Here is an 11,934-nt window from a genome sequence, read left to right on the forward strand (position 1 = left end):
GGCCTACTTCCGCAGCTCGAGGATCGTCTTGCCGATGCGGACCTGCGCGCCGAGGGTGAGCGTCGTCGGCTGGGAGATCCGCGCGGAGCCGACGTACGTGCCGTTCGTGGAGCCGAGGTCCTCGACGAACCACTGGTCGCCCGACTGCGCGATCCGTGCGTGGCGGGTGGAGACGTAGTCGTCGTCGAGGCGGATCGCGGCGTCGGAGCCGCGGCCGATGAGGATGGGGCGGCCGTCGAGCTCCGCGCGCTCCCCGGAGTTGGCGCCCTGCACCACGAGCACGTGGGTCGGCGCGCCGCGCCGCTTGGGGGGCTGCTGCTTCGGCGCCTTCTTGGCCTTCGTGGCGCCGGCGGCGGCCGGCATGCGGGCGCCGAACATGTCGGCGCGCACCACGGACACCGCGGCGAGCACGAAGATCCAGAGGATCGCCAGGTAGCCGAACCGGATCAGCAGCAGGGTCAGCTCGCTCACCAGGCGTCCTCCGTGACCAGTCGGACCGTCATCGTCGTGTTGCCGATCCGCACCTGCGTGCCGTCGTCGACCGGCGACTGCGCGAGCTTGCGGCCGTCCACCAGCATGCCGTTGGTGGAGCCCAGGTCGTGCACGGAGACGAGCAGGGGGCTGCCGTCCTCGGCGCGGCCGGTGGCGACGCGGAACTCGATGTGCCGCCGGCTGACGCCGGGGTCGTTGATACGGACGTCGGCGTCGGTGCCGCGGCCGATCACCAGGCCGGGCGGCGCGAGCGGGTGGTGGGTGCCGTTGACCTCGAGGTACGCCGACGCCCGCCCCAGCTGGGTGTTCGTCGCGTTGCTCGTCACCTTCGCCTGCGCGCGGCTGCGCACCCGCAGGCGCCCGGTCGGCAGGTCGTCGGCCAGCTCGAAGTCGATGCTGACCGGGCCGGGGAAGACGTAGGACTGCTGCTCGGCGTGGTCGCGCAGCGAGTCCGCCATCTCCTGGGCCAGCGTCGAGGAGTACGGCGCGAGCCGGTCCAGGTCGGAGCGGGAGAGCTCGACGTGGAAGTCGTTGGGCACCAGTCGGCGGTCGCGGCTGAGGATCTGCGCGTTGTTGTCGACCTCGCGCTGGAGCGCCGCGGAGATCTCCACGGGCTGCACGGCGCTGCGGAAGGCGCGGGCGAACACGCCGGAGATCGCCGACTCGAGCCGGTTCTCGAAGCGCTGGAAGCCGCCGCCGCTCATCCACCCTCCTCCCTGCGCCCCGTCGGGGCCGTCGTGTCTCGTCCGTGCTGGTCTGCGGGCACCCGCGACCGGCCCACCGGGCGCGGGCTGTGCCCGATCGTAACCATGGGGGGTGCGTCCACCTACGCCATCGGGTGGGGGTCGGGGTGCTTCCGGGGACGGCCCGGGGGCCGGTCGGGGTGCTGCCGGCGGCCTCGCCGAGGGCCGCCGGGCGGGGCCGCCGCCGCCCGGTTTGGGAAAGGCGGCAGGGCTGGGATAACGTTGCCGGGCTTCACGCGCGAGTGGCGGAATAGGCAGACGCGCACGGTTCAGGTCCGTGTGTCCGAAAGGACGTGGGGGTTCAACTCCCCCCTCGCGCACGTGTGGCAAGACCCCCGGTCGGGATTCCGACCGGGGGTCTTTCGCGTCCCCGGGGTTTCGCTTCCGCCCGTCCCGCCCATGATGCGGGTCGTGAAGACCCTCCTCGCCGTGCTGAGCGGCCTCTGCTTCGTCGTGGCCGCCGTGGTGCTCGCGCTCGCGTTCGGTCAGCTGAACTCCGACCTCGACGCCGAGACGCAGCAGAAGTGCGTGACGCCCGCGCCGCCGCCCGAGGGCACCGTCACGCAGCGCTGCACCGGCACCGACGAGAGCGGCGGCCAGGTGACCCTCGTGGTCACCGGCGGGTCCCTCCTGGTCGCCGGCTCCGTGCTGGCGCTCGCGGCGGTGAACGTGCGGCGGCGTGACGAGCGCCCCGCTCCCGTGCCCGGCCCGGGCGGCGCGCCCTGGAACCCGCCGGGGCGCTGATCCCGCGCGGCGGCGGCGCGTGGCGCCGTACGTCACGATGACGCGGTGAGCAGAGGTCGGCGGGCGGGGCACGGCGGGACCGTCGCGCTGGTCGTCGGCCTGCTGCTCGTCGCGGTCGGCTGGGTCGTGGGCGCGGTGGTCGCCTCCGACGACGCGCTCCACGACGCTCCCGTGCTGCTGGTCGGGCCCGACGTGGTCACGGCCCAGCTGGTCGCCGAGGTCGAGGCGCTCGAGGGCCACCCCGTGCGGGCCGGCGCCACCGAGAACCCCGCGGCGGCGCGCGCCGCCCTCGAGGCCGGGCGCGCCGTCGCCGCGCTCGAGATCGACCTCGCCGGGACGCGCGACACGCTGCGCCTGGCCCCCGACCACGCGCCCGACCGCGACGACGCGCTGGTCGCCCTGGTGCGCTCCGTGGAGGAGCAGCGCGGTCGCACCGTGGAGGTCGTGCCCGGCGGCGGCCCCCACGTCGGCGGCCTCGCCCCCGCCGACCTCGCGCTGCTGGGGGCGCTGGCCGGGTTCCTGCTCGTGCTCGTCGTCTCGCTGGCGTGGGGCCCGTTCGCCCGCACCCTGCGGCGCGGCCTGGCCCGCCAGGCCGGGATCGGTACGGCGGCCCTCGCCGCCGCTGCCGTCGTCGCCGTGCTCGCCGACGCGCGGGGCGGGACGCTCGCGCTCGTCATCGGGGCCGTGGTCGTCGCCGCCGGCGGCGCCACGCTCCTGTGCGAGGCGCTCGCCGGGCTGCGGGGGCTGCTGGTCGCCGCGCTCCTGGTGCTCGTGCTGCCCCTGCCGCTCGTGCTGCTCGGCGGCCCGCTGCTGCTCGCCGAGCCGTGGGCGGGCATCAGCGGGTGGACCGTCGTCGGCGCGGGGGCCGACGCCGCCGCCGCGACCGGGCTCGACGGGGCCGACCTCGCGCGCCCCGTCGTCGTGCTCGGCGGCACGGTCCTGCTGGCGTGGGGCCTGCTGCTGGCCGCGCGGTGGGCGGTCGCGCGGCCCGGCTCGGGCGCGCACTCGCGCGGGACGGGCGTGGGGGGCACGACGGGCGGGGTGGGCGCCGTACCCGTCCCGCGGGCGTGGCGGGCGCAGCTCGCCGCGCTGGCCCTGGTGCTGGTGACGTCGACGACCCTGGTGCTGACCGTGTGGTCGCGGGCCGACGAGGCGGCGCTGGCCACGCCGCTGCCGAGCCTGGCGGCGACGACCGAGTGCGTCGCGTCCGGCGAGGTGCAGGACGTGGACGGGCTGAACCGCATCGCCGCGCTGCGCGGCACCCCGGCCTTCCAGGGCGGCGACGTCGGGGCGAGCGCCACCCTGCAGGACGGGCGCACCGTGTGGATGTTCGGCGACACCCTGCGCGGGGACCAGGGCGACGGCGCCCGGTTCGTGCGCAACTCGATGCTGCTCGTGGAGCCCGGCTGCCTGCGCGTCGTGCTGCCGCGCGACGACGGCGCGATCGTCCCGGACCGCGGCGACCGCGTCGGCTACTGGCCGATGTCGGTGGTGGCGGTCGCGGAGCCCGGCTACGACCTCGTGACCGTCACGGCCCAGCGCGTGCACACCGTGGACGCCGACGACCCCTTCGGCTTCGAGGCGCTCGGCCCGGCCGTGGCGGTGTTCGTGGTGCCCCTCGGTGGCACGCCCCAGCTGGTCTCGCGCACCGACGTGGGCGCCGACGACGCCGACACCACGAGCCCGATGTGGGGCGCGGCCGCGTCGCTGGCGGCCGACGGGTGGCTCTACCTCTGGGGCACGTCGCGCCCCGCCGACCCGCCCCCCGGCACCGGGTTCGCGCTCCGGGTGGCGCGGGTGCGCGCCGACGCCGTCGGCGACCCGGCGCGGTGGACCTACTGGGACGGCCTCGCGTGGCAGGCGGACGCCTCGACGGCCGCCGAGCTCGTCGGCTCCGTGGGCGGGGTGTCGCAGACGCTGAGCGTGTTCGAGCGCGACGGGGTCTGGTACGCGTTCTCCAAGCGCGACGAGGTGCTCGGCCAGGACCTCGTGTTCTGGACGGCGCCCGCCCCGCAGGGCCCGTTCACCGCCACGGCCCCCGTCGCGCAGCTGCCGTCCGACGTCGCCGACGGCCGCTTGCGCTACATGCCGCTGGCCCACCCCGACCTCTTCCCCCAGCCGGGCACCGTCGTCGTGTCCTACAGCCGCAACAGCACCGACGTCGGCGACGTGCTGGCCGACCCGCTGCTGTACCGCCCGCGGTTCGTGCGCGTGGCGCTGCCGTTCCCGGCGCTGCCCGCACCCGCTGGTTGAGGTGGGTGCGCGTCACCTCGGTGGTTGAGGTGGGTGCGCTAGCACCCCTCGAAACCACGCCCGGTAGCTCCGGATGGTTTCGAGGGCCGCTGGCGCGGCCACCTCGACCACCGGAGCCCGGCAGCTCCGGATGGTTTCGAGGGCCGCTGGCGCGGCCACCTCAACCACCGGTAGCTCGACCGCGGCACGTCGAGCCCCGGGAGCGCGGCGCTTACGCCTCGCTCGCCAGCGCCCCGGTCGAGGTCAGCACCTGCTCGGCGACGGCGGCGGGGTCGTCGAGCATGGGGACGTGCCCGAGGCCGGGCAGCTCGACGTACTCGGCCGCGGGCAGCAGCTCCTGGGCGCGGCGGCCGTTGCGGTGCGGCGGGAAGAGCCGGTCCTCGCCCGCCCAGACGAGACGGACGGGGCAGGGGAGCGGGTCCATCTCCGCGACGTGCTCGGTGGTGGCGAGGGCGTCCTCGAGCACGGTGCAGGCGACGAGGTCGCGGGTGATCTCGACGGCGAGGTCGGCGGGCACGCGGGAGCCGCGGGTGGCGACGCCTGCGAGGGCGCGCTGCCGCACGACGGGCAGCTGCAGGGCGAGCGGGGAGACGTGGCGGGTACGGCGGGCCAGCTCGGCCGAGCGCCGCAGCACCCGCGCCGCGCTCGGCGGCCGACCGCCGCCCTCGGAGGTGGCCGGCGGCCAGAAGCCGCCCGGCGAGATCGCGCAGACCGACGCCGCCCGACCGCGCCGCGCCAGCTCGAGCGCCATCCAGCCGCCCAGGGAGTTGCCGGCGAGGTGCGGCGCGTCCAGGCCCTCCTGGTCGAGCCACCGCTCGCAGTCGTCGACGAGGTCGGTGATGGTGACGGGCACCCGGCCCGGCACCCGGCCGCCGCGGTGGCCCATCGTCGTGGGCGTGCGGACGTCGTGGTGCTCCGCCAGGAGCGGCAGCACCTCGCGCCAGACGAGGCCGCTCATGGTGACGCCGTGGAGCAGCACGAGGGGGGACCGAGCAGTCATGGATGGGCCTCCGGTTGACGGACGGGGGACGCGACGAGGTGCCTACGCCTAGATTGCACCAGTGACCACCGAGATCCCGAGCGCGGGCCTCCGCGCGCTCTACGCGGAGCGCGACTGGGCGGCCACCCCGCTCGGCGACCCCGCGGGGTGGTCCCCGGACCTGCGCAGCGCCCTCGACCTGGTGCTCTCGACGCGGTTCGCGTGCATCCTGCTGTGGGGCGAGGAGTTCGCCTGCCTCTACAACGACGCGTACGTCGAGCTGATCGGTGACAAGCACCCGGCGGCCCTGGGCGTGCCGGCCGTGGAGGTCTTCCCGGAGGCCTGGCACGACATCGGGCCCCTCATGGAGGGGGTGCGCGGCGGCGGGCCGTCGTTCCGCATCGACGAGGCGCACGTGCCGCTGCACCGCCACGGCTTCCTCGAGGACTGCTGGTTCGTCTACTCCTACTCGCCCGTCACGGGTCCCGGCGGCGTCGAGGGCGTGCTCGACATCGTCGTCGAGATCACCCCGCACGTGCTGACCGAGCGGCGGCTCGGCACCCTCACCCGCCTGACGACGGCGCTGGTCGGGGTCGAGTCGCGCGACGAGCTGCGCCGGGTGGCGCGCAAGCTGCTGGCGGGCACCCCCGACCTGCCCGACGCCGACGTGCGGCTCCTGGGCGACGCGTCGGAGGAGGGACCGGGCGAGGGCGGGCTGCCCGACGTACCTCCCGCCGACGCGCCGGCCGCCGAGGGCGGGACCGTCGTCGCGGAGGTGGACGGCGAGCGCGTGGCGTGGCTGTCGCTCGGCACCGAGAACGACGACGCGGTGCTGGTGTGCCGGCTGACGCCGCGGCTGGCGTACGACGCGGAGTACCGCGACTACCTCCAGCTGCTGGCCACGGTGGTCACCGAGGGCCTCACCCGCATCGAGCTCCTCGCGAGCGAGCGGGCGCGCCACGAGCAGGAGCGCCACCTCTCGCTCGCCCTGCAGCGCAGCCTGCTGACGCCGCCCGCCGCCGTACCGGGGACGGAGGTCGCGGCCCGCTACGTGCCCGCCACCGAGACGGCGCAGATCGGCGGGGACTGGTTCGATGCCTTCCCCCACGACGACCACTCGCTCGTGCTGACCGTCGGCGACATCGCGGGCCACGACAGCGAGGCCGCCGTGACGATGGCGCAGGCCCGCAACATCGTGCGGGGCGTGGCGTTCGCGGTGGAGGACAGCCCGGGGCGCGTGCTGGAGGTGCTCGACCGCGCCCTGGAGCGCCTCGGCGTGGCGGCCGTCGCGACGGCGGTCGTGGCGCACGTCGACCAGGCCCCCTCGCAGGTCGGCACGGGCCGCTGGACCGTCCGGTGGTCGCGCGCGGGCCACCCGCCGCCGGTGGTGCTGCACCCCGACGGCTCCACGTCGCTGCTCGACACCGGCGGCGAGCTGCTGCTCGGCGTGGACCCGTCCGTGCCGCGGGCCGACCACGTGCTGCTGCTCGAGCCGGGCTCGGCGCTCGTGCTCTACACCGACGGCCTGGTCGAGCGCCGCGGCGAGACCCTCGACGTGGGCACCGACCGGCTCCGGGCCGCGCTGACCGGGCGGCAGCACCTCGGCGCCGACGCGTTGTGCGACCTGCTCGTCGACGGGCTCGACGTCCGCGAGGACGACGTGGCCGTGCTGGTGCTGCGGGTCTGAGCCCGGGTTCGCGCGCGACCGGGGCTCAGACCCGGACCGCGATCTCCTCGCCCAGCCGGGCGCCGTGACGCAGCTCGAGGTGGTCGCCCGACCAGAACTTGCCGGGGTCGTAGTAGTTCGTCGGCCGCTCGCCGTCGAGCAGCCCCATCGCCTGGTACGTCGCGGCGACCACCTCGGCGCAGTAGGTCTCCTCGACGGGTGCGGTGCGCCGTACCCGGCCGCGGGCCCAGCGCCCCGCCAGCCGTGCCGTCGCGGGGAACGGGGTGCCGTCGAGGCGCGCGATCGTGCGGAGCACGGCGGCCTCCTGCTCGGCCGTCACGCCGCTCGGCCCGGCGTCCGGCACGTCGAGCTGGCGCAGCCACGCGTGCTGGGAGTAGCGCTCGCACCACTGCACGACGGCGTCGCGCAGGTCGTGCAGCTGCACGCCGCGGTGGTGCGAGCCCGTCCACACGTCGGGCAGCCCCTTGCCGAGCTCGGCGTGCCACATCAGCGGCGGCATGTCGTCGAGCACGACGGCCATGCCGACGTGGTTCACGGGGGCGTTGGTGACGGCCCGGATGGCGCGGTCGGCGCCGGAGGACCCCCGGAAGAGCCAGAGGTCACCGGTGCGCGTCAGCTCGACCGCGCCGGACAGGCTGAGGCTGTATCCGCTCACCCGGGCATCCTCGCAGCCGGCGGGCACGCGGCGGCTCAGCGCCGCCGGTGCACCTGCGCGTTGATGCCGCCGCCGACGTCGATCAGCGGGTCGTCGTCGACCGACTCGTGCCCGTCGACCCCGCCGTGGGCGTCCTCGTCGCCGGCGTGGTCGCCCGCGCCCTGCGGCAGCTCGGCGAGGAGGCCGTCGGGGTCCACGAAGCTGACGGTGTGGCCGTCGAGGTGGAGGCGGCGGGCGCCCTCGAGCAGCATGCGCCGGCCGACCTCGCGCACCTCGTGCACCCGGGTCAGGTCGAGCACGACGGCGGAGGTGCGGGGCGACTCGTCGGAGAGGTCGCGCAGCAGCCGCTCCATGCCGACGAAGTCGACCGAGCCCTGCAGCTCGTAGATCTCGCCCTCGTCCTCGCCGCCGGGCAGCGTGGTGCGCTCGCGCACCAGCGAGCGCGCGGGCGGCGGCACCTCCATGAGGTGCATGCCCATGTCGACCGACAGCCGCTCGAAGACCTGCACCCCGCGCACCGAGTTGCCGTGCTTGTCGAGGCGCGGCGAGAGCACCGCGATGCCGGCCCGGCCGGGCAGGGAGCCGATGAGGCCGCCCGACACGCCCGACTTGGCCGGGATGCCCACGGTGGTGAACCAGTCGCCGGCGGCGTCGTACATGCCGCACGTCGCCATCACGCTCAGCACCTGGCGGGCCACCCAGCGCGGCACGACCTGCTCGCCGGTGACGGGCTGCACGCCCCCGTTGGCGAGCGTCGCGGCCATCGTGGCGAGGTCGGAGACGGTGACGAGCAGCGAGCACTGCTCGGTGTAGCCCGCCACGACGTCCTGCGGGTCGGTCTCGACGATGCCGTGGTTGCGCAGCATGTAGGCGATCGCCCGGTTGCGGTCCGCCGACTCGAGCTCGGAGGAGCGCACCTGCTCGTCGACCTCGAGGTCACGGCCCGCGAAGGCGGCGAAGCCGCGCCGCAGGCGCTCGGCCTCGAGCAGGGAGTGCACGGTGATCGCGCCCGCGTTGATCATGGGGTTGAGCGGCCGCCCGGACTCCTCCTCGAGGGACAGCTCGTTGAACGCCTCGCCGGAGGGCTCGACACCGACCTTCGTCGACACCTCCTCCAGCCCGTGGTCGGCGAGCGCGAGGGCGTAGGCGAACGGCTTCGAGATCGACTGGATCGTGAAGGCGACCTCGGCGGCGTCCCCCACGGCGTACCCGGTGCCGTCGACCGTGCACAGCGACAGGGCCAGCCGGTCGGGGTCGGCGTGGGCGAGCTCGGGGATGTACGACGCGAGCTCGCCGCTGGTGTCGTCGCCGCAGGTGTCGAGCACCTCGGTCAGGTAGTCCGGCAGGGGGGTGCGCACGGGCCCACCTCATCACGGCCGGCAAATCGGGGTGCGGTCCGCCACCCGGGGCGGCGAGGATGGGCGGGTGGACCCCGAGCGCGACACCGTCACCGAGAGTCCCGCGTCCCAGCCGCGCGCCGGTCTCGGCCGGGCGCTCGCGCCGTTCGGGATCCCGGCGTACCGGCGCCTGGCCCTCGCCCTCGTCTTCTCCACCTTCGCGAGCGGCACGTGGGCGGTGGCCCTGGTCTGGGAGGTCATCCGGCTCGGCGGCGGCCCGGGCGCGCTGTCGCTGGTCAGCGGCGCGTCGGCCGCCGGGATCCTGCTGCCCGCGCTGCTCGGCGGGGTGGTGGCCGACCGGGTGCCGCAGAAGGACGTGCTCGTCGTGGTCGCGCTCGTCGAGCTGGTGGGCATCGGGGTGGTCGCCGTGCTCGCCGCCACCGACGTCGCCGCGCTGTGGCACCTCGCGGTCGCCGCGTTCGCGACCGGGATGGGCATGGCGTTCTACTACCCGGCGTACTCGGCGTGGCTGCCCGCTCTCGTGCCCGAGCAGCACCTCATGGCGGTCAACGGCTTCGAGGGCGTCGTGCGCCCGCTCGTGCAGCAGGCCGGCGGCCCGGCCGTCGCGGGCCTCGTCATCGGCGCGGCCGCGCCGTCCGCCGCGTTCGGCGTCGGCGCGGCGAGCGTCGCGGTGGGGCTGCTGGTGCTGCTGACCGTGCCCCGCACGGCGGTACGACGCCTGCTCGCCCCCGAGGGCGTCGACGGCCCCGAGGGGTCGGTCGAGGAGCCCGTCGAGGAGCGGCTGCTGGGCCAGGCGCTCGGCGACGTGCGCGAGGGCTTCGCCTACATGGTGCGCACGCCCTGGCTGCTCGGCACGCTGGTCTTCGCCTCGCTGATGACGCTGCTGGTGATGGGCCCGCTCGAGGTGCTGGTGCCGTTCCTCGTCAAGGACGGCCTCGGCGGCGACGCGGGGGACCACGCCGCGGTGCTCGCCGCGTTCGGCATCGGCGGCGCGCTGGGGTCGATGACGATGGCCGCGTTCCCGATGCCGCGGCGCTACCTGACGACGATGAACGTGGTGTGGGGCGTCGCCTGCGTCCCGTTCGTCGGCATGGCGCTGGCGACCGCGGTGTGGCAGCTCGTGGCCTGCGGGTTCGTGCTCGGCGCGCTCTTCGGCGCTCCGATGGTCATCTGGGGCACGCTCCTGCAGCGCAGGGTGCCGCCCCACCTGCTGGGCCGCGTCTCGAGCCTCGACTTCTTCGTGTCGCTCGCCCTCATGCCGGTCTCGATGGCGCTGGCCGGCCCGCTCGCGACGCTGGTGGGGCTGACCACGGTGTTCGTCGCGGCGGGGCTGCTGCCGGTGGGGCTCTCGGTCGCCGCCGTCGTCCTGTTCCGCATGCGCGCCGACGAGGTGGCGCACCCGCTGCGGGACTGAGGTCGCTAGTCCAGGTCCTGCCCGCGCAGCACGGGCAGCAGCGCGGCGAGCAGCAGGGCCACCGCCAGGAGCGCGACGGAGGCGCCACCGACCGCCGCCGCGCCGAGCACGGACGGCACGACGACCTGCCCGACGCGGTTCCCGGCGAGCCGCAGGGTCACCGCCTGGGCCCGCTGCGCCGCGGGCGCGCGCCGGGTCAGCCAGGACATGGTCAGCGGCTGCCCGACCCCGAGCCCCAGCCCGACCACCGCCAGCACCACGAACATCGCCGGCACGGGGAGCGGTGCGGCGAGCAGCGCCAGGCCGCCCGCCGACGCGACGATGCTCGTCAGCAGCACGGGCCCGCGACCGAAGCGGCCCGTCAGCCGCCCGAGACCGACGCGGGAGAGCATCGAGAAGACGGCCCGCACCGTGAGCATCGCCCCGACCGTGCCGGCGCCCAGGCCCCGCTCGGCGCCCAGGGCGGGCAGGTAGACGAGGGTCAGGTCGATCGCGGCGATCACGACGGCGCTCGTCGCCAGCGCGCGGGTGAGCCCGGGCATCCGCAGCAGTCCGCCGAGACCGCCGCCACCGCCGGCGGCCGGGCCCCCGCCGGACGGGCGGCGACGCAGGCCGAGCACCGGGGCGAGCAGGACCAGCGGGAGGGCGAGCAGCGCCGCGGCGGCGAAGATCCGGTCGGTGTCCGGCGTCAGCGCGGCGCCGCCGACCCCGGCGATGAGCAGCGGACCGAGCGCCTGGCCCAGGGACGCCGCGAACGTGTAGTAGCCGAACGCGGCGTCGAGCCGCGACGGCTCGAACTGGTGGGCCACGTGCGTCTGCTGCCCCACGACGCACGCGAGGTGACCGGCGCCGAGGAGGGCGTTGCCCCCGACGAGGGTCCCCGGCCCGGCCGGCGCCCCGAGCAGCACGAGGCAGGCGCCCACGAGCACGACCCCGCCGACCAGCTGCAGCGTGCCCTCGCCGACCCGGTCGGCGACCGACCCCAGGGGTACGGCGAGCAGCAGCGGCGCCAGCGCGAACGCGGCCCCGATCGCCCCGAGCGCCGCGGCGGGCACGTCGACGGCGATGGCGGCGTACGTGCTCGCCGGCCGGGCGAGGAAGACGACGGCCTGCACCACCAGCGACGAGGCGAGCAGGGCCCCCAGGCGCAGCCCGGACGGCATCCGGGTGGCTCAGCCGCGCCGGGTGGCCCGGGAGAACAGGGTGAGCAGCACGCGGTTGACGGCCGCCAGCGCGAGCGGCTCGAGGACGGGCACGCGGCGCGTGGCGGAGAGCGCCCAGCGCACCTCGGTCGTGTCGAGGCCCCGCACGGTGAGCTCGACGGTGCCGGCGTAGTCGCGGAACGGGATGCCGCTGACGGCCTCGTAGCCCAGGCGGCGGCCCGGCACGAACGCGGTGATCCGCTCGACGATCGCGGGGCCGGGGCCGCCCTCGATGCGCCGTACGGCGCCGACCTCACCGGGAGCGGTGGCCTCGGTGTCGTCGACGCTCACGCGCAGGCCCGGCGCCCAGCCGGAGATGCGCCGGTGGTCGGCCAGGGCCGCCCACACCTCGTCGATCGGCCTGCGGATCACGGTGCTGGCGCTCGTCTGCATGCCCCGATCCTCCG

The 11,934-nt window shown here is 75.9% G+C and carries 11 protein-coding genes and 1 tRNA gene; 5 read left to right on the forward strand and 7 right to left on the reverse strand.

Annotated features, from left to right (window positions below; all coding sequences use genetic code 11):
* Positions 1-3: 3 nt before the first annotated feature.
* Together ACOACO_RS03070 and ACOACO_RS03075 are read right to left on the reverse strand one after the other, a co-directional pair.
* On the reverse strand, positions 4-471 hold the full coding sequence (locus tag ACOACO_RS03070) for an FHA domain-containing protein FhaB/FipA (protein ID WP_420294780.1): 468 nt from the start codon (positions 469-471) through the stop codon (positions 4-6).
* Positions 468-1,196, reverse strand: coding sequence for an FhaA domain-containing protein (locus tag ACOACO_RS03075; protein ID WP_420294781.1), 729 nt, complete (start codon positions 1,194-1,196; stop codon positions 468-470). Before ACOACO_RS03075 ends, ACOACO_RS03070 begins: the two co-directional genes overlap by 4 nt.
* A gap of 275 nt (positions 1,197-1,471) precedes the next feature.
* Here ACOACO_RS03075 and ACOACO_RS03080 point away from each other — a divergent pair.
* The 3 genes from ACOACO_RS03080 (at position 1,472) to ACOACO_RS03090 (ending at position 4,232) form a co-directional block, all read left to right on the forward strand.
* Positions 1,472-1,555, forward strand: a tRNA-Leu gene (locus tag ACOACO_RS03080).
* A 91-nt stretch (positions 1,556-1,646) separates the two neighbouring features.
* Positions 1,647-1,979 carry a hypothetical protein gene (locus ACOACO_RS03085; RefSeq protein ID WP_420294782.1) on the forward strand — a complete coding sequence of 111 codons (333 nt, stop codon included), beginning with the start codon at positions 1,647-1,649 and terminating at the stop codon, positions 1,977-1,979.
* 45 nt (positions 1,980-2,024) lie between these two features.
* On the forward strand, positions 2,025-4,232 hold the full coding sequence (locus tag ACOACO_RS03090) for a hypothetical protein (RefSeq protein WP_420294783.1): 2,208 nt from the start codon (positions 2,025-2,027) through the stop codon (positions 4,230-4,232).
* 211 nt (positions 4,233-4,443) lie between these two features.
* Here ACOACO_RS03090 and ACOACO_RS03095 read toward each other — a convergent pair whose 3' ends face one another.
* The gene (locus ACOACO_RS03095) at positions 4,444-5,232 is read right to left on the reverse strand and encodes an alpha/beta fold hydrolase (RefSeq protein WP_420294784.1); all 789 of its coding nucleotides are present in this window, start codon (positions 5,230-5,232) and stop codon (positions 4,444-4,446) included.
* Between the two features lie 61 nt (positions 5,233-5,293).
* On the opposite strand from ACOACO_RS03095, the gene ACOACO_RS03100 reads away from it, so the two are divergent.
* Positions 5,294-6,898, forward strand: a complete 1,605-nt coding sequence (locus ACOACO_RS03100) for a PP2C family protein-serine/threonine phosphatase (RefSeq protein WP_420294785.1) — start codon at positions 5,294-5,296, stop codon at positions 6,896-6,898.
* Between the two features lie 25 nt (positions 6,899-6,923).
* Here the strand turns inward: ACOACO_RS03100 and ACOACO_RS03105 are convergent, their stop codons facing one another.
* Both ACOACO_RS03105 and ACOACO_RS03110 read right to left on the reverse strand, forming a co-directional pair.
* Positions 6,924-7,553: a hypothetical protein gene (locus ACOACO_RS03105; protein ID WP_420294786.1), complete on the reverse strand. Its 630-nt coding sequence runs from the start codon at positions 7,551-7,553 to the stop codon at positions 6,924-6,926.
* 35 nt (positions 7,554-7,588) lie between these two features.
* Positions 7,589-8,911, reverse strand: coding sequence for a glutaminase (locus ACOACO_RS03110; RefSeq protein ID WP_420294787.1), 1,323 nt, complete (start codon positions 8,909-8,911; stop codon positions 7,589-7,591).
* Between the two features lie 67 nt (positions 8,912-8,978).
* Here ACOACO_RS03110 and ACOACO_RS03115 point away from each other — a divergent pair, with 67 nt between their 5' ends.
* On the forward strand, positions 8,979-10,325 hold the full coding sequence (locus ACOACO_RS03115) for an MFS transporter (RefSeq protein WP_420294788.1): 1,347 nt from the start codon (positions 8,979-8,981) through the stop codon (positions 10,323-10,325).
* Positions 10,326-10,330: 5 nt separating this feature from the next.
* On the opposite strand, the gene ACOACO_RS03120 is transcribed toward ACOACO_RS03115, so the two are convergent.
* Together ACOACO_RS03120 and ACOACO_RS03125 are read right to left on the reverse strand one after the other, a co-directional pair.
* Positions 10,331-11,488, reverse strand: coding sequence for an MFS transporter (locus tag ACOACO_RS03120; protein ID WP_420294789.1), 1,158 nt, complete (start codon positions 11,486-11,488; stop codon positions 10,331-10,333).
* A 9-nt stretch (positions 11,489-11,497) separates the two neighbouring features.
* Positions 11,498-11,920: an SRPBCC family protein gene (locus ACOACO_RS03125; protein ID WP_420294790.1), complete on the reverse strand. Its 423-nt coding sequence runs from the start codon at positions 11,918-11,920 to the stop codon at positions 11,498-11,500.
* Positions 11,921-11,934: the final 14 nt, after the last annotated feature.

This window comes from Nocardioides sp. CPCC 205120 (assembly GCF_048654585.1).
Taxonomy (GTDB): Bacteria; Actinomycetota; Actinomycetes; order Propionibacteriales; family Nocardioidaceae; genus Nocardioides.

Excerpts from the sequence above, each read along its gene's own strand:
- ACOACO_RS03125 (WP_420294790.1), bottom strand. The coding sequence starts at position 11,920 with ATGCAGACGAGCGCCAGCACCGTGATCCGCAGGCCGATCGACGAGGTG.
- ACOACO_RS03075 (WP_420294781.1), bottom strand. The coding sequence starts at position 1,196 with ATGAGCGGCGGCGGCTTCCAGCGCTTCGAGAACCGGCTCGAGTCGGCG.
- ACOACO_RS03120 (WP_420294789.1), bottom strand. The coding sequence starts at position 11,488 with ATGCCGTCCGGGCTGCGCCTGGGGGCCCTGCTCGCCTCGTCGCTGGTG.
- ACOACO_RS03095 (WP_420294784.1), bottom strand. The coding sequence starts at position 5,232 with ATGACTGCTCGGTCCCCCCTCGTGCTGCTCCACGGCGTCACCATGAGC.